We start from the raw sequence: 18,739 nt of genomic DNA on the forward strand, positions 1-18,739 counted from the left end.
TGGGGGTGATCGGAGTGGCTCGCCCGCGCGGGAGGATCAGCCGTCGCTCGTTCCTGGGCGGGGCCGCGGCGCTGGCCGCTCCGGCGCTGGTCGGGTGCGGTCCGGCGCGCAACCCGGACGAGATCACCTTCTGGAACTTCTACGGGCCCGGCGGGCAGCAGAAGTCGCAGAGCGACTGGTTCGTGCAGCTGGCCGAGGAGTGGAACGCCACCCACGACGTCAAGGTCCGGCTGCGCTACGTGCCGACCAAGGACTACACCTCCGGCCCGACGCTGCAGACCTCGTTCAGCGCGGGTGCCGGGCCGGACGTCTTCCTGCTCAGCCCCGGCGACTTCCTGCGGTACCACAACGGCGGCGCGCTGCTCGACCTCACGCCGCACCTGGACCCAGAGGTGCGCGCGGACTTCCTGCCGCAGGTGCTGGAGACCCGCCTGGTCGGCGACCGGGTCTACGGCCTGCCGATGGAGATCGAACCGCTCGCGCTCTACTACGGCGAAGCAGCCCTCGAGCAGGCCCGGCTCGCCGAGGGCGACCTGCCGCGCACCTGGGACCAGCTGATCGCGGTCGCCGAGCGGCTGACCACCCCGGACCGGTTCGGGCTGCTGCTGGAGACCAATCCCGGCTACTACCAGAACTTCACCTTCTACCAGGCGATGTGGATGGCCGGGGGAGAGGTGTTCACCCCGGACCAGCGGCGCGCGGCGTTCAACGGCCCGGGGGCGCACGCCGCGCTGCAGTTCTGGCAGGACACCGTCACCGCAGGTGTCGCCCCGCGCCGGGTGAAGGGGGCGGGCGGCAACGACTCGATCTCCAACATCGCCGACGGCTACTGCGCCATGCAGCAGCTCGGCATCTGGGGCATCGCCGAGATCGCCGAGCAGGCCCCGGACTTCCGCTACGGCGTCATCCCCATGCCCAGCCCCTCCGGTGGCGGCTACACCACGGCCCTGGGCAGCTGGGCGATGGTGGCCAACGCCAGGAGCGCGAACCCGCAGGCCGCGGCCGAGTTCGTGGTGTGGGCGCTGGGGTCCGCCGACCCGGCGTGCATCGAGCGGATGCGCCGCTGGAACACCATCGCCAAGACCAACCTGCCGCCGCGCTACTCGGTCCAGCGCGCCGCGGAGCAGCACGGGGCCTTCGACAGCGGACCGATGCGGGTGTTCAACGAGGAGGTGATGGCCCGGGCCCGGCCGGAACCCCGCTACCCGCCGGAGATCTACCGGGCGATCTCCGACGCGGTGCAGTCCTGCCAGCTCGACGGCGGTGACCCGGTGGCGGCGGCCGAGGCCGCGGCCGCGCAGATCGACACGTTCTTGTCCACCTACGACGGAGCGCCGATCAATTGAGCGACCGACGACGATCCGACGCCGGGGCGGCCTTCGCCTTCCTGGCCCCCGACGGCATCGGCCTGCTGCTGTTCGTCCTCATCCCGACCGCGATGGCGCTGGTGGTGGGGCTGTTCGACGTCGACGGGTTCGGCAACGTCGAGTGGGCCGGGCTGGACAACTTCCGCCTGATGGCCGGGGACGGGCTGCTGTGGCGCAGCTTCGGCATCACCGCGCTGTACGCGGTGCTGTTCGTGCCGCTGGCGTTCTTCGCCGCGCTGGGGCTGGCGCTGCTGGTCAAGGACCACTTCCCCGGGGTCGGCGCGGTGCGCGCGGCGCTGTTCCTGCCGAACGCGGTGAGCCTGGTGGTGATCGGCCTGCTCTGGCAGTTCCTGCTCACCGACAAGACCGGCGTGCTGGCGAAGCTGACCGGGCTGGACGGGGTGTCCTGGCTGGGCGATCCCGGCCTGGCGCTGATCACCCTGGTGCTGATCAGCGTGTGGTTCCTGATGGGCTACCAGATGCTGATCTTCCTCGGCGGCCTGCAGGACATCCCGCGCGAGTACTACGACGCGGCTACTGCGGACGGCGGCGGGCGGTGGCAGCGGTTCCGCCACGTGACCTGGCCGATGCTGCGCCCGACCAGCTTCTTCGTGCTGGTCACCTCGACGATCAACGCGGTCACCGGGATGCAGGTGTTCGACCTGGTCTTCGTCACCACCTCCGGCGGACCGGCCAACGCCACCACCACCGTCGTGTACTACGCCTACCAGCAGGCCTTCCAGTTCGGCCGGTTCGGCTACGCCGCGGCGATCTGCGCGCTGCTGGTGGTCGCGCTCGGCGCGGTCACCGCGGCGATGTTCGCCCTGACCAGGGGAGGCCGGTTCGATGCGTAGGGTGCGCGGGCGAGCGGTCGCGGCCTACCTGCTGGCCCTCCTGGTGGTCTCCCCGCTGCTGTGGTTCTCGCTGAGCGCGTTCCGCCCGGAGTCCGAGCTCTACGACCTGGGCTGGCCGGGCGAGCTCACCCTCGCCAACGTGGTCTACGTGCTGACCGAGGTGCCGTTCCTGCGCTACCTCGCCAACAGCGCGTTCGTCGCGGTGACGGTCACCGTGATCGCCCTGTTCCTGCACTCGATGGCGGCTTACGCGCTGGCCCGGATGTCCTTCCGCGGCCGGGGGCTGGCGTTCGCCTCGGTGGTGGCCACGCTGCTGATCTCGCTGCCGGTGATCCTGGTCCCGCTGTTCATCGTGGTGCGCGGGCTGGGCATGGTGGACACCTACGCCGGGCTGATCGTGCCGGGCCTGTTCAACGCCTTCGGCATCTTCCTGCTGCGCCAGTTCTACCTGGGCGTGCCGCGCGAGCTGGAGGAGGCGGCGCACCTCGACGGCTGCGGCCACTGGCGGATCTACTGGCACGTGATCCTGCCGCTGAGCCGCCCGATGCTGGCCGCGCTGGCGGTGCTGTTCTTCCTGGCGAACTGGAACTCGTTCCTGTGGCCGCTGGCGGTGGCCCAGGACGAGTCGCTGCGCGTGGTGCAGGTCGGCATCGCCTCCCTGCAGGGCCAGTACGCCTCCAAGCAGCACTACGTGATCGCCGCAGCGGTCCTGGCGGCGCTCCCGACGGTCCTGGTCTTCCTGCTCGGCCAGCGCTGGCTGGTGGCCTCGCTGAAGACCACCGGCCTGCGCTGAGCTCGTGAGTGCGAAAACCGCCTCCAGCCGGTCTTCGCGCTCACGACTATTCTCGCGGGGTGCGGGCGTCCCGGTTGGTCTCGTTGTTGTCCCTGCTCCAGGTGCGGGGGTCGATGACCGGCCCGGAGCTGGCCCGCGAGCTGGAGGTCTCGGAGCGCACGGTGGCCCGGGACGTGCTCGCGCTGGCCGAGGCCGGGGTGCCGGTCTACGCCGAGCGGGGGCGGGCTGGCGGGTACCGGCTGCTCGGCGGCTACCGGTCGAAGCTCACCGGGCTCCACCAGGCCGAGGCCGAAGCGCTGTTCCTGTCCGGAGTTCCCGCCGCAGCGGCCGAGATGGGACTCGGGGAGGCGGTCGTGGCGGCCCGGCGCAAGGCCTCGGCGGCCCTGCCGCCGCCGTTCCGCGATGCGCCGGAGCGCGTGGGCCAGCGCTTCCACCTCGACGCGCCGCGCTGGTTCCGCGAGGCCGAAACCCCGGCGGTGCTGGCGGAGCTGAGCCGCGCGGTGTGGTCCGACCTCAAGGTCGCGGCCTCCTACGAGCGCGGTCGGCAGGAGGTGCGGCGCGAGCTCGACCCCCACGGCCTCGTGCTCAAGGCCGGTGTCTGGTACCTGGTCGCCCGCCGCGACCAGCGGTTCCTGACCTACCGGGTGGACCGCTTCCGCACCGTCGAGGTGCTCGGCGAACCGTTCGACCGGGACGCGGACTTCGACCTCGCCGCGTTCTGGGAGGAGAAGTCCGAGGAGTTCGCCCGGTCCCTGCTGCGCGAGACGATCGAGATCCGGATCAGCCCGTCCGGCCTGCGCAAACTGCGCGTGGTCGCCGATCCCGCGGGAGCGCAAGCGGCCGAAGCCGCGGCGGGCGAACCGGACGCCGACGGCTGGGTCTGCACGCGACTGCCGGTCGAATCCCTCGACGTCGCCTACGACCAGCTCCTCGGCATGGGCCCCGAGCTCGAAGTCCTCGCGCCGCCGGAGCTGCGCGCTCGCTTCGCCCGAGCCGCCCACCGGCTCACCGAGCTCTACGAGTCGTGAGCGGCGGTGGTCGTTCTTTCGACCACCGCCGCTCACGACAGCGGGATCAGCGGTAGTCGGCCGGGTCCCCCGGATTACCGGGCCACTCGACCTCCTGGATGTAGCGCCAGGCGTCCGGCTGCGAACCGTCGACGTCGGTGAAGCCGTAGACCTTCGCCAGGTAACCGCTGGACAGCGACTGCGTGTTCCAGCGCGCCACGTCCGGGTCCGCGGCCAGGGCGACCACCGCGCGACCGATGTAGGCGGGCGACTCGGCGATCCCGAAGCCCTCCGGGGCGGTGGCGGACTCCCGCCAGTTCTCCTCGGTGACGCCGAAGTGCTCGAGCATCATCTCCGACCGCAGCCACCCCGGCGTCAGCGACACCGCGGTGCCGCCGAACTCCCGCAGCTCCTCGCCCTCCGCGCGCGCCAGCCGGTGCATGGACGTCTTCGCGATGTCGAAGAACGCCCCGCAGTCGCTGCGGTAGTACTGCTCGTGCACCTCGGCGGTGCCGTCGGTGAGCTCCACGACCAGCCCGCCCGGCCGCTTGCTCAGCAGCTTCAGGGCGAAGTGCGCGGTGATCATGTGCGCCTCGATGCCGACCCGCAACCGCCGCAGCCCCTTGTCCAGGTCCTGCTCCCAGATCGGCCTGTTCCAGTCCATCAGGTTCTCGCCGCCGAGGTCGTTGACCAGGACGTCCAACCGCCCCTGCTCCGCCTCGATCCGCCGCACCAGGTCGCGGACCTGGTCGGGGTCGGTGTGGTCGACCCGCACCGGGATGCCGGTGCCGCCCGCCGCGGTCACCAGCTCGGCAGTGTCCTCAATGGTCTCCGGCCGGTCGTAGTCCGAGCGCTGCTCCCGGGTGCTGCGGCCGGTCCCGTACACCGTCGCACCGGCCGCCCCCAGCTCCACGGCGATGCCGCGCCCCGCTCCGCGGGTGGCTCCGGCGACCAGCGCGACCTTGCCGTGCAGTTGTCCTGTCATGCCTGGGATTCCTCCTGGTTCTCCGTCGGTCGAGCACCGACGGTGCCACCGAATCCGGACACCTCCGGTCGGGATTTCCGCGGCGCGTCCGGGTGTTCCGCCGCCAGCACGTCTGCCTGCCTCGACCGGGTGAGGCGGTGGCCAGGTACGGTGTCGGTGGTGATCGCGTCCGCGACGCGGCCACCGCAAGGGGAGGAACAACTGGGCTCGCTGCGAATCCGCCGGCGGACCCGCTGGGCAACGACGAGAACCGGTCGAGACGGAAAGCGACGAGGTGCGCGGCGCAACACACCTGGCACGGATCCCGGCGTGGCTGCTGGACGCAACGACATCGCCCCGCCTACCGTCCGGATCGGGCACGGGATCGGCCGCACCGGGCGAGCCCGCGCCGTGGCGACCAGGGGGACCGGAATCGGCGGCGACCGGCCAGCGACCATCCCGGCGGTCGACGCAGAGAGCACTTCAGCCACGATCAGGAAGGCGGATCCGATGACGCCCCCGCACAACTACCTCGCGGTGATCAAGGTCGTCGGCATCGGTGGCGGCGGCGTCAATGCCGTGAACCGCATGATCGAGGTCGGGCTCAAGGGCGTCGAGTTCATCGCGGTGAACACCGACGCGCAGGCCCTGCTGATGTCCGATGCCGACGTCAAGCTCGACATCGGCCGCGAGCTCACCCGCGGTCTCGGAGCAGGCGCCGCGCCGGAGGTCGGCCACAAGGCCGCCGAGGACCACAAGGAAGAGATCGAAGAGGTCCTCAAGGGCGCCGACATGGTGTTCGTGACCGCCGGTGAGGGCGGCGGCACCGGCACCGGTGGCGCGCCCGTCGTCGCGTCGATCGCGCGCAAGCTCGGCGCGCTGACCATCGGCGTGGTCACCCGGCCGTTCACCTTCGAGGGCAAGCGCCGCGCGGCGCAGGCGGAGCAGGGCATCAAGGAGCTCCGCGACTGCTGCGACACGCTGATCGTCATCCCGAACGACCGGCTGCTGCAGCTGGGCGACATCGGGGTGAGCCTGATGGACGCCTTCCGCTCCGCCGACGAGGTGCTGCTCTCCGGTGTCCAGGGCATCACCGACCTGATCACCACCCCGGGTCTGATCAACCTCGACTTCGCCGACGTCAAGAGCGTCATGTCCGGTGCGGGCAGCGCGCTGATGGGCATCGGGTCGGCCAGCGGCGAGGGCAGAGCCGTGCAGGCCGCGCAGAAGGCGATCAACTCGCCGCTGCTGGAGGCGTCCATGGAGGGCGCGCACGGCGTCCTGCTGGCCATCGCCGGTGGTTCCGACCTCGGGCTGTTCGAGATCAACGAGTCGGCATCGCTGGTGCAGGAGTCCGCGCACCCCGAGGCCAACATCATCTTCGGCACGGTCATCGACGACTCGCTGGGCGACGAGGTGCGGGTGACGGTGATCGCCGCCGGTTTCGACTCCGGCACCCCGACGCACAAGAAGCTCGAACCGACCAAGGTCGGCGGCCGCACCGAGGACACCGAACCCGCGGCGAGCACTGAGAAGCCCGCCCAGCCGCAGGTGGTGGAGTCCCGGGCCGAACCGGCGCAGCCCGCCCCGGCGCCGACCCCGCAGGCGGAGCAGCCGGTCACCACCCCGGAGCCGGCCCAGCAGCCCGCGCAGCCGACCCAGCCCGCACAGCAGCCGCAGGCCCCGCAGCAGGCGACCCAGCCCGCGCAGCCGGAGACCCCGGCGCAGCAGCAGCCGGAGCCCGAGCCGGTGCGGCAGCGGCCGGACATCGGCCAGCGGTCCGGGCTGTTCGGCGGCGACGGCTCCGCGGCCGGTCAGCCGAGCGTCTCGGTGCCCACCACCCGCAGCACGGGCGGCTACTCGACGCACAGCGGCACCTCGACGCGGCCGACCGGCGGCCTCGGCAACCGCGGTGCCGTGCCGGTCAACGACGACACCGACGACGACGTCGACATACCGCCGTTCATGCGCCGCTGAAGCCAGGACCGGGCGGACGCACCGCCTGAGGTGGCGGCGCATGGGCGAGAATCGACACCGGGAGCGGCACCGCTCCCGGTGTCGATTCATGTTTGGGGAGGCTGAGCAGCAGTGCGGATCCGGCGCGTGATCACCACGCGGGAGGGCGGGAGTTCCCGGCCGCCGTTCGATTCGTTCAACCTCGGGGGTCGCGTCGGCGACGACCCGGCCGCGCTGGCCGCGAACCAGCGCAAGCTGGCCGACGGCATCGGCCTGCCCGAGGACCGCCTGGTGTGGATGGAGCAGATCCACGGCCGCACCGCGACGATCGTCGACGGCCCGCAGCCCGAGCCGGTCGAGGCCACCGACGCGCTGGTGACCGCCGAACCCAACCTGGCGCTGGCCGCGCTCACCGCGGACTGCGTGCCGGTGCTGCTCGGCGACCCGGAGACCGGCGTGGTCTCGGCGGTGCACGCCGGACGGGTCGGGGCGCGCGTGGGAGTCGTCGTGGCGGCGCTCAAGGCGATGCAGCAGGCGGGGGCCCGGCTCGACCGCATCGAGGCGCTGCTGGGACCGGCCGCCTGCGGCGAGTGCTACGAGGTGCCCGCCGACATGCAGGCCGACGTGGAGCAGCACCTGCCCGGCAGCGCGTGCAAGACCCGCAAGGGCACGCCGGGGCTGGACCTGCGCGCCGGTCTCTGGGAGCAGCTGGCCGCCGCGGGCATCGCCAAGATCGGGGTGGACCCGCGCTGCACGATGGAGTCGCCGGAGCTGTACAGCCACCGCCGCGACAACGGCCGGACCGGCCGGTTCGCCGCGGTGATCTGGGCCGAGCCGGAGGACGCGGAGTGAGCGAGGAGCTGCGCCGGGCGGAGCTGGCGGAATCGCTGCGCGAGGTGCGCGAGCGGGTGGACCGGGCGTGCCGTGCCGCGGGGCGCGAGCCCGACGAGGTCGAGCTGCTGGCGGTGACGAAGACCTTCCCGGCCTCGGACGTGGCGCTGCTGGCCGACCTGGGGTTGACCGAGTTCGCGGAGAACCGCGAGCAGGAGGCGCGCGGCAAGGTCGCCGAGTTCGCCGAGCTCCGGCCGTCGGCGGCGGCGCGCTGGCACATGGTCGGCCAGCTGCAGCGGAACAAGGCGCGCTCGGTGGCCCGCTGGGCCGACGTGGTCGAGTCGGTGGACAGCGAGCGGCTCGTCGAGGCGCTCCAGCGGGCGACCGCGAACGCCCTCGACGCGGGTGACCGATCACACCCCCTGGACGTGTTGGTGCAGGTCAGCCTGGATGCGTCGGAGGGGCGCGGGGGTTGTCGGCCCGACGAAGTGGCCGCGCTGGCCGATATGATCACACTGAAGAGTGATCTTCGATTGCGCGGTGTGATGGCGGTCGCCCCCCTGGGTGGCGACCCGGCTGTGGCTTTTGACACACTTTCCAAGATCTCCGAGCGGTTACGGGGAGATCACCCCGAAGCTGTCGAGGTGTCGGCGGGGATGTCCGGCGACCTGGAGAGTGCCGTTGCCCACGGCTCGACCCGGGTGCGTGTCGGAACCGCGCTGCTCGGTGGGCGGCGGTTAACCTCGCCGTAGCCGCAGGACAGAGGGGGTCGAGGGTCGGCCTCCTCGTGCTCGGTGGCAGGAGTCGCAAGAGGAAGGGCATGCCGATGAGCGCTTTGCACAAGTTGAAGGCCTACTTCGGCATGGTTCCGGCCGACGAGGTCGACGACTACGACGACGAGGTCGGCTACCGCGACCGGTACGCCGACTCCGACCGCGACACCTACGACGGCCCCGCCGAGCGGGGTTCGCGGCGCCGGGTCGGCACCCGCGGCGGTTACCAGGCGGAGGCCGACGTGGAGCCGGACTTCGTCGAGGACTACCGGGAGCCGCCGGCACCGCGCCCACGTCGGCAGTGGGCGGCGGACACCCCGGTGCGCAGTGCACTGCCCAACGACCAGCCGCGCGAGAACGTCTCGCGGCTGCGGGCGGTCACCGACACCGGCACCCAGTTCAACTTGAGCAAGATCACAACGCTGCACCCGCGCAGCTACAGCGAGGCCCGCACGATCGGCGAGCAGTACCGGGACGGTACGCCGGTGATCATGAACCTGACCGAGATGGAGGAGGCCGACGCCAAGCGCCTGGTCGACTTCGCCGCTGGTCTGGCGTTCGCGCTGCGGGGCTCGATCGAGAAGGTCACCAACCGCGTGTTCTTGCTCTCACCGCCCAACGTGGACGTGGCGGCGGAGGACAAGAGGCGGCTCGCCGAGGGTGCCTTTTTCAACTACGGGTGAGTGGTGGCACAGTTGAAGCGTGAATCCGGTGCAGATCGTCCTGTTTTACGTTCTGTTCTTCTTCTGGCTCCTGCTCACGGCCCGTATCGTGATCGAACTCGTTCGAGTGTTCGCGCGCGATTGGCGGCCCGTCGGGGGGGTTGCAATCGCGTTGGAGAGCATCTACACAGTGACCGACCCACCCGTAAAGTTGGTGCGTCGGGTGATTCCGACGGTCCGGATCGGCGGCGTCGGACTGGACCTATCGATTATGGTGCTGCTGCTGGTCGTGTTCATACTGATGCGACTGGTGCAGCCCGGGTGACGGGGAACCCGGGCTACCCGCAGCCGAGGAGTGCGTGAGGTGATCTTGTGGGCCTGACCCCCGCCGACGTGCATAACGTCGCGTTCAGCAAACCTCCGATCGGTAAGCGGGGCTACAACGAGGACGAGGTGGACGCATTCCTCGACCTGGTTGAAGCCGAGCTTGCCCGGCTGGTGGAGGAGAACAACGATCTGCGCAGCCAGGTCGAGCAGCTGGAGTCCCAGCTGCAGACCGCGCAGGTCGACCTGGAGGACGCCCGCAGCCAGGCGGAGTCCGCTTCCTCGACCCAGGCCGCCCCGACGGAGGAACCGCGCCGGCTCACCCCGGTCCCGGCGCCGACCGCTGCCGAGCAGACCTCGCCCGGCGGTGACCACCACGTGCAGGCCGCCAAGGTGCTGGGCCTCGCGCAGGAGATGGCCGACCGGCTGACCGGTGAGGCCAAGGCCGAGGCCGACGGCATGCTCGCCGAGGCGCGGACGAAGTCCGAGCAGCTGCTCTCGGAAGCGCGCTCGAAGTCCGACAGCATGGTCAACGAGTCCCGGACCCGGGCCGAGACGATGCTCAACGACGCCCGCACCCGGGCCGAGACGCTGGAGCGGCAGGCCCGCGAGAAGGCCGCCAACCTGGAGCGCGACGCGCAGCGCAAGCACGCCGAGGTGATGGGCAACATCACGTCGGAGAAGAACGCCCTCGAGAAGAAGATCGAAACCCTGCGCACGTTCGAGCGCGAGTACCGCACTCGACTGCAGACCTACCTGGAGTCGCAGCTGCGCGAACTGCAGGACCGGGGTTCGGCGGCGCCCGCCGAGAGCAGCGGCAGCCGCTCGTCCGGTCAGCAGGCCAGCTACAGCTTCGGAGCGCGGGCGGCCGAGGCCGGCTGACGACTCGTGCTGGACTCGCGCTCGGCGGTGCCGGTGACGCGGGCGATCGGGATCGAGGAATCGCTGTGAGTCGGCGGCGGCGGGCGGCGCGCCCGTCGCCGCTGGCGCGCGTCCGGACCCGTACCGCGAGAGGTGTGAGGTCACGTGCTGTTGGTCGTGCTGCTGCTGGTCCTGCTGGCGGCGGGTGTGCTGATCGCCGCCGTCGTGGTCGGCGACGCCGAGCTGGCGTGGTTGTCGGTGCTGGCCAGCGCGGTCGCGGTCGGGCTGCTGGCGGCGGACCGGGTGCGGCGGCGCCGGGCGGCGGCGAAGCGCGCCGCGGCCGAGCCCCCGTTCGCCGACGTCGGCGAGGAACCGGCGGAGGAGCGGAGCAACGCGGCCGAGGCGGCGCGACCGGACGCGCAGGTGCTGGTGATCGACGAGCGCCCGCGCTACCACGTCCGCACCTGCGAGTGGATCGGCTCGCGCAAGACGATCGAGCTCACCCTGCGCGAGGCGCGGGAGCTGGGCTTCACGCCCTGCGCCCTGTGCGCGCCGAACGCCACGATCGCCGCCGAGGTTCGGCGGTCCTGACCGCGGTTTCAAGTGAAACTGCGGTTCCCGGGTCGGACGCCGGAGGCGGTGAAAACCGGTGGCGGGGGCCCGGTACGCTGGAACGACCAGGCGATGATCCGGCCATCACCGGGGAGCCTCCGGAAGAACGGGTGCCCGCAGCACCTCAGTAGAACCGGACGGGTCCAGCCCGTCACAGCTGGCAACGAGTGGTCGTCGGCGTTCGCCGGCGGCAAGCGGGGTGGTACCGCGGATCTCGTGCGGAGCACGCGCACGAGGTGTCGTCCCCGCGTGGGCACCGAGATCTCGGTGACCGTGCGGCGGCAACGACACACACCGCGAGGAGCGCATCCGCGATGTCTTATCCCAAGGTTCAGTTCGGCGACGCCGGTGAGCGCGGCGTGGCTGCCCAGCCCGCGTTCCCGGCGATCGAGCGCCAGGTGCTGGATTTCTGGGCGAGCGACGACACCTTCCGGGCCTCGGTGGAGGCCCGCGAGGCCGGGACCGACGGCGCCAACGAGTTCGTCTTCTACGACGGCCCGCCGTTCGCCAACGGCCTGCCGCACTACGGGCACCTGCTGACCGGCTACGTCAAGGACGTGGTGCCGCGCTACCAGACGATGCGCGGCCGCCGGGTGGAGCGCCGGTTCGGCTGGGACTGCCACGGCCTGCCCGCCGAGGTCGAGGCGGAGAAGCAGCTCGGCATCACGTCGAAGTCCGAGATCGAGGGCATGGGCGTGGCCGCGTTCAACGACGCCTGCCGCACCTCGGTGCTGCGCTACACCGCGGACTGGGAGGACTACGTCACCCGGCAGGCGCGGTGGGTGGACTTCGCCAACGACTACAAGACGCTCGACCTGGACTACATGGAAAGCGTCATGTGGGCGTTCAAGGCCCTGTGGGACAAGGGCCTGGTCTACGAGGGCTTCCGGGTGCTCTGGTACTGCTGGCGCTGCGAGACGCCGCTGTCCAACACCGAGACCCGCATGGACGACGTGTACCGCCAGCGGCAGGACCCTGCGGTGACGGTCGGTCTGCGGCTCAACGCCCCGGGCAAGGCCTTCGACGGCGCGCTGGCCCTGATCTGGACGACCACGCCGTGGACGCTGCCGTCCAACCTGGCCGCCGCGGTGCACCCCGAGGTGGACTACGTGCTCGTCGCGCCGGGCAACAGCTCCGAGCGCTACGTGCTCGCCGAGGCCCGGTTGAGCGCCTACGCGCGGGAGCTCGGCGAGGACGTCGCCGAGCACGTCCTGGAGCGGTTCAAGGGATCCGACCTGCTGGGCACGAAGTACCAGCCGCCGTTCGACTTCTTCGTCGGCCGCGAGAACGCCCACCAGGTGCTCGCCGCCGACTACGTCACCACCGACGACGGCACCGGGATCGTGCACATCGCACCGGCCTTCGGTGAGGAGGACAAGGTCGTCACCGACGCCGCGGACATCGAGCCGGTGGTGCCGGTCGACGCGCACGGCAAGTTCACCGCCGAGGTGCCGCCGTACGAGGGCCTGCAGGTCTTCGAGGCGAACAAGCAGATCGCCCGCGACCTCAAGGACGCGGGTCTGCTGCTGCGGCACGAGACCTACGACCACCCGTACCCGCACTGCTGGCGCTGCGACAACGCGCTGATCCAGCGGGCGGTGTCGTCCTGGTTCGTGGCGGTCAGCAAGTTCAAGGACCGGATGGTCGAGCTGAACCAGCAGATCAACTGGGTGCCGGGGCACATCCGGGACGGCCAGTTCGGCAAGTGGCTGGAGAACGCCCGCGACTGGAACATCTCCCGCAACCGGTACTGGGGCTCGCCGATCCCGGTGTGGGTCTCCGACGACCCGAACTACCCGCGCACCGACGTCTACGGCTCGCTGGACGAGCTGGAGCGCGACTTCGGCGTGCGGCCGAAGGACCTGCACCGCCCGGAGATCGACGAGCTGACCCGGCCCAACCCGGACGACCCGACCGGGAAGTCCACCATGCGCCGGGTGCCGGAGGTGCTGGACTGCTGGTTCGAGTCCGGGTCGATGCCGTTCGCGCAGGTGCACTACCCGTTCGACAACGCCGAGTGGTTCGAGCACCACTACCCGGGCGACTTCATCGTCGAGTACAACGGCCAGACCCGCGGCTGGTTCTACACGCTGCACGTGCTGGCCACCGCGCTGTTCGACCGACCGGCGTTCAAGAACGTGGTGGCGCACGGCATCGTGCTGGGCCACGACGGGCTGAAGATGTCGAAGTCCAAGCGCAACTACCCGGACGTCAACGAGGTCTTCGACCGCGACGGCTCGGACGCGATGCGCTGGTTCCTGATGGCCAGCCCGATCCTGCGCGGCGGCGACCTCGTGGTGACCGAGCAGGGCATCCGGGAGGCGGTGCGCCAGGCGGTGCTGCCGCTGTGGAACTCCTGGTACTTCCTTGCGCTGTACGCCAACGCCGAGGGCGTCACCGGTGAGTCCAGGGTGGACAGCCAGCACGTGCTGGACCGGTACGTGCTGGCCAAGACGCACGAGCTGGTCGGCGACGTGCAGGCCGCGCTGGACTCGCTCGACCTGGCCGGGGCGTGCAACACCGTCCGGGACTTCCTGGAGGTGCTGACCAACTGGTACGTGCGGCGCTCCCGCGACCGCTTCTGGGCCGGTGACCGCGACGCCATCGACACCCTGCACACCGTGCTGGAGGTGACCTGCCGGGTGATGGCGCCGATGCTGCCGCTGACCGCGGAGGCGGTGTGGCGGGGGCTGACCGGTGGCCGCTCGGTGCACCTGACCGACTGGCCGCTGGTCGACGAGCTGCCTGCGGACGCGGCGCTGGTCTCCGCGATGGACCAGGTCCGCCAGGTGTGCTCGTCGGCGTCCGCGCTGCGCAAGGCCAACAAGCTGCGGGTGCGGTTGCCGCTGGCCAAGCTGGTGGTGGCCACCTCGGAGGCGGAGGCGCTGCGGCCGTTCGCCGACCTGATCCGCGACGAGGTCAACGTCAAGGAGCTGGAGCTGACCACCGACGTGGCCGCGCACGGCCACTTCGAGATCGCGGTGAACGCGCGGGCGGCCGGTCCGCGGCTGGGCCGCGACGTGCAGAAGGTGATCAAGGCGGTCAAGGCGGGCGAGTGGAGCCGCACCCCGGGCGGTGCGGTCGTCGCGGCCGGGATCGAGCTGCAGGAGGGCGAGTTCACCGAGCGGCTGGTGTCCACCGACCCCGGCGCGGCTTCGGCGCTGCCCGCCGACCTGGGGCTGGTCGTGCTGGACACCGAGGTGACCCCGGAGCTGGCCGCCGAGGGCGTGGCCCGCGACGTGGTCCGCGTCGTCCAGCAGGCGCGCAAGGACGCGGGCTTCGAGGTCTCCGACCGGATCACGGTGACCGTCTCGGCGCCGGAGGAGGTGCTGTCGGCGGTGGCGGCGCACCGCGAGTTCATCGCGGCCGAAACCCTCGCCGACGCGGTCGAGTCCGGTGACGTGTCCGGTGGTTCCACCGGATCGGTGGGCGACGGCACCGAGATCCAGGTCTCGGTCACCCGGGTCTGATCTTCGGAGCGGAGGGCACCCCGCGCGCGGGGTGCCCTCCGCGTTGTTGTGACGCAGACCTCTCCCACGCTTCGGGAAGTGGTGTTGCCCGCTGTGCGGGCGCTTTTCTAAGGTGCTGTTCCGAAGGTCATGAGTGCCAGCGCCAAGCCCCGGCTCGCTGGCCGGCAACCCTCCAACCGCGGTGGGGTGCCCCGGGTGAGGACCTGGCCGGTCGCGCAGGGCGACCCGGCAAGCGCGGACCCCTCAGGACGGGTCCGATGAGGCCCTGGGAGGGGCATCATGACGTCTGCCGTCGTCAACATCCCGACGCAATCCACCTCGGACCACCGCGTGCCCGCCGTGGCCGGGAACGCGCTGCGGGTTCCGCTGGTCACCGGGGGCAGCATCGGTTACGCCAACCTCGACCACGGGGCCAGCGCGCCCTGTCTGGAGAGCGTCCGGACGGCCGTCGACCAGCTGCTGCCGTGGTACGCCAGCGTGCACCGCGGCGCCGGTTTCGCGTCGCAGGTGTGCACGCGGGTCTACGAGGGGGCGCGGGACGTCCTGCGCGAGTTCGTCGGAGCCCGCCGCACCGACTCGGTGATCTTCACCCGCAACACCACCGACGCGCTGAACCTGCTGGCCAAGGCCCTGCCGCGCGGCACGTCCGTCGTCGTCTTCGACACCGAGCACCACGCCGCGCTGCTGCCCTGGGGCGGTCCGCGGGTGCGGCGGATCGAGGCTCCGGAGACCCCGGCCGAGGCGGTGGCCGCGCTGGACGCCGCGCTGGCGGAGTGCCCGGAGGGGCCGCGGCTGGCGGTGATCACCGGGGCTTCGAACGTCACCGGTGAGCTGTGGCCGGTCGCCGAGCTCGCCCGCATCGCGCGCCGCCGCGGTGCGCGGACCGTGCTGGACGCCGCGCAGCTCGCCCCGCACCGCCCGGTGCGGATCACCGAGCTCGACGTCGACTACGTCGCCATCTCCGGGCACAAGCTGTACGCGCCGTTCGGCGCGGGCGCGCTGATCGGACGCGCCGACTGGCTCAACGCCGCGGAGCCGTACCTGGCCGGAGGCGGTGCGACGCGGCAGGTGCACGAGCGCGCGGTCAGCTGGACCAGCGGAGCGGAGCGACACGAGGCCGGATCGCCGAACACGGTCGGCGTGCACGCGCTGGCCAAGGCCTGCGCGGAGCTGTCGGCGAACTGGGCGGACGTCGTCGGGCACGAGGAGGCGCTGCTGCGCCGGTTGCGCGCCGGGCTGCGCGGAGTGCCGGGGCTGCGGGAGCTGAGCCTGTTCGGGGCCGACCACGAGCGGGTCGGCGTGGTGAGCTTCACCGTCGACGGCCAGGACCCCGGGCTGCTCGCCGCCGCGCTCTCCGCCGAGCACGGCATCGGCGTCCGCGACGGGCTGTTCTGCGCGCACCTGGCCACCCGGCGGCTGCTGTCGCGGGCGGGGTCGGACGCCGATCGCGCGGTGCGGATCAGCATTGGCCTGGGCACCACGACCGAGCACGTCGACCGCCTGGTGCACGCTCTGCGGAAGCTGGTCGCCGAGGGCCCGGCCTGGCGCTACGCGCAGGTGGACGGCCGCTGGGCCCCGGTCGACGACCCGCGCCCGCTGCCGGACTTCTTGCCCTGACATCGCACGGTTCACCGAGGTTCTTCCGCGGTCGTCGGGGTGTCGACCGGCGATTTCAATGAGGTTTTTCCAACCTCGTTCTGGGTGGCGGTGCCGGTGGCGGAACCTCAGCGCCCGCCTGGACTCCGGGTGCCCAACTTGATGTATGGCCAATACACGGCAGTTGGGCCGTCCTCGCCAGGCGAACGCTGAGAACCCGCGGCGGTGCGAGTTGCGAGGGTGGGTTATGCGCCTGCGGCGCATGCGACCCTCGCCGACCGGTGCCGGTCGCCCTTCGCAGCTGCGGTCCACGGCCAGGATGAAAAAGGCTCAATGGAAATCGGACGTCTGATTTCCATTGAAATCGCGGAGGTCGTCCTCAGGTCGGACGTCCTGGCCGCCCGGGTGCCGGAAATGTCGGGTATCGCAGTTTCAGTTGAAACTGTGGCGGAGTGCACGGCGTGCGGTGGGACTGCCGGAACCCGGTCGGTGCGGTTCAGGGACAATGGGGGCGTGAGCAGCGACCAGTCCACCCCCAGGCAGTCATCCGCGGAGCCCGCCGAGCCGGGGGAAGCCGCCGAGCAGACGCCCGAGACCCCGGCCGCCGAGACGTCCGGCGAAGCCGGTGAGCAGCCGCGCAAGCCGCGCAAGCTGCTGGCGCTGCTGTTCGGGGTGGCGCTGGTCGGCCTGGGGATCGACATCCTCACCAAGGTCGTCGTGGTCGCCGAGCTGGAGGGCGAACCGCCGGTCGAGGTGCTCGGCGGGCTGCTCTACCTCGACGTGCTGCGCAACCCGGGAGCGGCGTTCTCGCTGGCCACCGGCCTGACCTGGCTGCTGGCGCTGCTCGCCATCGCGGTGGTCGGCGTGATCATCTGGCTGGCCCCGAAGCTGCGCTCGCCGGGCTGGGCGATCGGCCTCGGCCTGGTGCTCGGCGGCGCGTGCGGCAACCTCGTGGACCGCATCTTCCGCGCGCCCGGTCCGCTGCAGGGCCACGTGGTGGACTTCCTGTCGGTGCTCGCGCCCGGCGGCGCGGTCTGGCCGGTGTTCAACATCGCGGACAGCTGCATCGTCGTCGGCGGCGTGCTCGTCGTGCTGCTGTCGCTGATGGGTCGCGACTACGACGGCACGGTGCACCGGAAGAAGAAGGCGGCGGGGAACGAGTCGTGAGCGATCTTCGAAACCTGCCGGTGCCCGAGGGGCTGGACGGCATGCGGGTCGACGCGGGCCTGTCGAAGCTGCTGGGCCTGTCCCGCAACGCGGTGGCCACCCTGGCCGAGTCCGGTGACGTGCTGCTCGACGGCAACCCCGCGGGCAAGTCCGACCGGCTGGTGGCCGGTTCGTGGCTGGAGGTGACGCTGCCTGCGGCGCAGCAGCCGCTGCAGGTCGTCGCCGTGCCGGTGGAGGGGCTGAAGATCCTCCACCAGGACGACGACATCGTGGTGGTGGACAAGCCGATCGGCGTCGCGGTGCACCCGAGCCCGGGCTGGGAAGGCCCGACGGTGGTCGGCGGGCTGGCCGCGGCCGGGGTGCGCATCGCGACCACCGGTGCCGCCGAGCGGCAGGGCGTCGTGCACCGGCTCGACGCGGGCACCACCGGGGTGATGGTCGTGGCCAAGAGCGAGCACGCGTACTCGGTGCTCAAGCGGGCGTTCAAGGAGCGCACCGTGGACAAGCGCTACCACGCGGTGGTGCAGGGGCACCCCGACCCGAGCCGCGGCACCATCGACGCGCCGATCGACCGGCACCCCCGCCACGACTACAAGTTCGCGGTGGTCACCGGCGGCAAGCCGAGCATCACGCACTACGAGACGGTGGAGGCGTTCCGCGCCGCCTCGCTGGTGGACGTGAAGCTGGAAACCGGTCGCACGCACCAGATCCGGGTGCACTTCTCGGCGATCAAGCACCCGTGCGTCGGCGACCTGACCTATGGCGCGGACCCGGTCCTCGCGCGCAAGCTGGCCATCACCAGGCAGTGGCTGCACGCCCGGAGCCTGTCCTTCGAGCACCCCTCGGGCGGCTGGGTGACCTTCGAGAGCGAGTACCCGGACGACCTGCAGCACGCGCTCGACGAGCTCCGCGATCAGGACCGCTGAACCAGGTACCGTTTCCGGACGACCTACCGATGGAGGGGGCTTGGATGGCACAGTCGAGATCGTTCGAAGGCTCGGATGCGCCGACGCCGCCCACCGGCATGCCGGTGATCGACCCGGGGGCCGACGCCGAAACCCCGCCCAGCGGGTTCACCAGCCTCGGCGACGTGATCAGCGCCGAGGACGTGGGTTCGGCCGCGCCCTCGGTCTTCGGCGCCCCGGAGCCCGCGCAGTCGCAGGGCGACGCGGGCGACTGGCCGAAGCTGGAGTACCGCAGCCGCAACAAGCCGGAGCGCCCCAAGCGCCCGAGTCCCCTGGACTTCTTCCGCAAGAAGGAGAGCTGAGGCTCGTCATCCGCGATTTCCATTGAAGTCGGGCGTGCGATTTCTATGAGGTTTTTCCAACCTCGTTCTGAGTGGCGGTGCCGGTGGCGGAACCTCAGCGCCCGCCTGGACTCCGGGTGCCCTGACTGATGTATGCCAATACACGGCGTCAGGGCCGTCCTCGCCAGGCGAACGCTGAGAACCCGCGGCGGTGCGAGTTGCGAGGGTGGGCTATGCGCCTGGCGGCGCATGCGGC

General features: G+C 71.3%; 17 protein-coding genes and 1 riboswitch. Of the genes, 16 read left to right on the plus strand and 1 reads right to left on the minus strand.

The features are described 5' to 3' along the window. The first annotated feature begins 14 nt into the window (after positions 1–14). Genes F1721_RS20465 through F1721_RS20480 form a run of 4 tightly spaced genes read left to right on the plus strand, consistent with a single transcriptional unit; the run spans position 15 to position 4,042 of the window. The gene (locus F1721_RS20465; RefSeq protein WP_246155198.1) at positions 15–1,346 is read left to right on the plus strand and encodes an ABC transporter substrate-binding protein; all 1,332 of its coding nucleotides are present in this window, start codon (positions 15–17) and stop codon (positions 1,344–1,346) included. Further along, positions 1,343–2,221 (plus strand): carbohydrate ABC transporter permease, encoded by an 879-nt coding sequence (locus tag F1721_RS20470; protein ID WP_150068348.1) that lies wholly within the window; start codon positions 1,343–1,345, stop codon positions 2,219–2,221. The genes F1721_RS20465 and F1721_RS20470 overlap by 4 nt, the downstream gene beginning before the upstream one ends. Then, complete coding sequence (locus F1721_RS20475; RefSeq protein ID WP_150068349.1) at positions 2,214–3,014, plus strand: carbohydrate ABC transporter permease; 801 nt, start codon at positions 2,214–2,216, stop codon at positions 3,012–3,014. Before F1721_RS20470 ends, F1721_RS20475 begins: the two co-directional genes overlap by 8 nt. Before the next feature lie 59 nt (positions 3,015–3,073). Next, positions 3,074–4,042 carry a helix-turn-helix transcriptional regulator gene (locus F1721_RS20480; protein ID WP_150068350.1) on the plus strand — a complete coding sequence of 323 codons (969 nt, stop codon included), beginning with the start codon at positions 3,074–3,076 and terminating at the stop codon, positions 4,040–4,042. A gap of 46 nt (positions 4,043–4,088) precedes the next feature. On the opposite strand, the gene F1721_RS20485 is transcribed toward F1721_RS20480, so the two are convergent. Continuing rightward, positions 4,089–5,006: an SDR family oxidoreductase gene (locus F1721_RS20485; protein ID WP_150068351.1), complete on the minus strand. Its 918-nt coding sequence runs from the start codon at positions 5,004–5,006 to the stop codon at positions 4,089–4,091. 489 nt (positions 5,007–5,495) lie between these two features. On the opposite strand from F1721_RS20485, the gene ftsZ reads away from it, so the two are divergent. The 12 genes from ftsZ (at position 5,496) to F1721_RS20545 (ending at position 18,504) form a co-directional block, all read left to right on the plus strand. Continuing rightward, positions 5,496–6,962 carry a cell division protein FtsZ gene (gene ftsZ / locus F1721_RS20490; RefSeq protein WP_150068352.1) on the plus strand — a complete coding sequence of 489 codons (1,467 nt, stop codon included), beginning with the start codon at positions 5,496–5,498 and terminating at the stop codon, positions 6,960–6,962. 126 nt (positions 6,963–7,088) lie between these two features. Continuing rightward, on the plus strand, positions 7,089–7,793 hold the full coding sequence (pgeF, locus tag F1721_RS20495) for a peptidoglycan editing factor PgeF (RefSeq protein WP_246155199.1): 705 nt from the start codon (positions 7,089–7,091) through the stop codon (positions 7,791–7,793). Continuing rightward, the gene (locus F1721_RS20500; RefSeq protein ID WP_150068354.1) at positions 7,790–8,524 is read left to right on the plus strand and encodes a YggS family pyridoxal phosphate-dependent enzyme; all 735 of its coding nucleotides are present in this window, start codon (positions 7,790–7,792) and stop codon (positions 8,522–8,524) included. Before pgeF ends, F1721_RS20500 begins: the two co-directional genes overlap by 4 nt. Positions 8,525–8,598: 74 nt before the next feature. Then, positions 8,599–9,228, plus strand: a complete 630-nt coding sequence (locus F1721_RS20505) for a cell division protein SepF (RefSeq protein WP_150068355.1) — start codon at positions 8,599–8,601, stop codon at positions 9,226–9,228. A 19-nt stretch (positions 9,229–9,247) separates the two neighbouring features. Beyond that, a complete protein-coding gene (locus F1721_RS20510; protein ID WP_093160639.1) occupies positions 9,248–9,532 on the plus strand; it encodes a YggT family protein in 285 nt (94 codons plus the stop codon). A 47-nt stretch (positions 9,533–9,579) separates the two neighbouring features. Beyond that, on the plus strand, positions 9,580–10,413 hold the full coding sequence (gene wag31, locus F1721_RS20515) for a DivIVA-like cell division protein Wag31 (protein WP_150068356.1): 834 nt from the start codon (positions 9,580–9,582) through the stop codon (positions 10,411–10,413). A 144-nt stretch (positions 10,414–10,557) separates the two neighbouring features. Then, a complete protein-coding gene (locus F1721_RS20520) occupies positions 10,558–10,983 on the plus strand; it encodes a hypothetical protein (protein WP_150068357.1) in 426 nt (141 codons plus the stop codon). Positions 10,984–11,318: 335 nt separating this feature from the next. Continuing rightward, positions 11,319–14,474, plus strand: a complete 3,156-nt coding sequence (gene ileS, locus F1721_RS20525; RefSeq protein ID WP_150068358.1) for an isoleucine--tRNA ligase — start codon at positions 11,319–11,321, stop codon at positions 14,472–14,474. Positions 14,475–14,599: 125 nt separating this feature from the next. Next, positions 14,600–14,715, plus strand: a riboswitch (SAM riboswitch). A 38-nt stretch (positions 14,716–14,753) separates the two neighbouring features. Then, a complete protein-coding gene (locus tag F1721_RS20530; protein WP_150068359.1) occupies positions 14,754–16,091 on the plus strand; it encodes an aminotransferase class V-fold PLP-dependent enzyme in 1,338 nt (445 codons plus the stop codon). A gap of 492 nt (positions 16,092–16,583) precedes the next feature. Beyond that, positions 16,584–17,237, plus strand: coding sequence for a signal peptidase II (gene lspA, locus F1721_RS20535; protein ID WP_246155200.1), 654 nt, complete (start codon positions 16,584–16,586; stop codon positions 17,235–17,237). A 41-nt stretch (positions 17,238–17,278) separates the two neighbouring features. Beyond that, positions 17,279–18,163 carry an RluA family pseudouridine synthase gene (locus tag F1721_RS20540; protein WP_150068557.1) on the plus strand — a complete coding sequence of 295 codons (885 nt, stop codon included), beginning with the start codon at positions 17,279–17,281 and terminating at the stop codon, positions 18,161–18,163. A 44-nt stretch (positions 18,164–18,207) separates the two neighbouring features. Further along, the gene (locus F1721_RS20545) at positions 18,208–18,504 is read left to right on the plus strand and encodes a hypothetical protein (protein ID WP_150068361.1); all 297 of its coding nucleotides are present in this window, start codon (positions 18,208–18,210) and stop codon (positions 18,502–18,504) included. The last annotated feature ends 235 nt before the right edge of the window (positions 18,505–18,739 follow it).

The organism is Saccharopolyspora hirsuta, from assembly GCF_008630535.1.
Classification (GTDB): Bacteria; Actinomycetota; Actinomycetes; order Mycobacteriales; family Pseudonocardiaceae; genus Saccharopolyspora; species Saccharopolyspora hirsuta.

Bases quoted from the DNA above. Each gene is read 5' to 3' on its own strand.
- F1721_RS20475 (WP_150068349.1), top strand. From the start codon at position 2,214: ATGCGTAGGGTGCGCGGGCGAGCGGTCGCGGCCTACCTGCTGGCCCTC.
- F1721_RS20485 (WP_150068351.1), bottom strand. From the start codon at position 5,006: ATGACAGGACAACTGCACGGCAAGGTCGCGCTGGTCGCCGGAGCCACC.
- ftsZ (WP_150068352.1), top strand. From the start codon at position 5,496: ATGACGCCCCCGCACAACTACCTCGCGGTGATCAAGGTCGTCGGCATC.
- F1721_RS20505 (WP_150068355.1), top strand. From the start codon at position 8,599: ATGAGCGCTTTGCACAAGTTGAAGGCCTACTTCGGCATGGTTCCGGCC.
- ileS (WP_150068358.1), top strand. From the start codon at position 11,319: ATGTCTTATCCCAAGGTTCAGTTCGGCGACGCCGGTGAGCGCGGCGTG.
- F1721_RS20530 (WP_150068359.1), top strand. From the start codon at position 14,754: ATGACGTCTGCCGTCGTCAACATCCCGACGCAATCCACCTCGGACCAC.
- F1721_RS20540 (WP_150068557.1), top strand. From the start codon at position 17,279: ATGCGGGTCGACGCGGGCCTGTCGAAGCTGCTGGGCCTGTCCCGCAAC.
- F1721_RS20545 (WP_150068361.1), top strand. From the start codon at position 18,208: ATGGCACAGTCGAGATCGTTCGAAGGCTCGGATGCGCCGACGCCGCCC.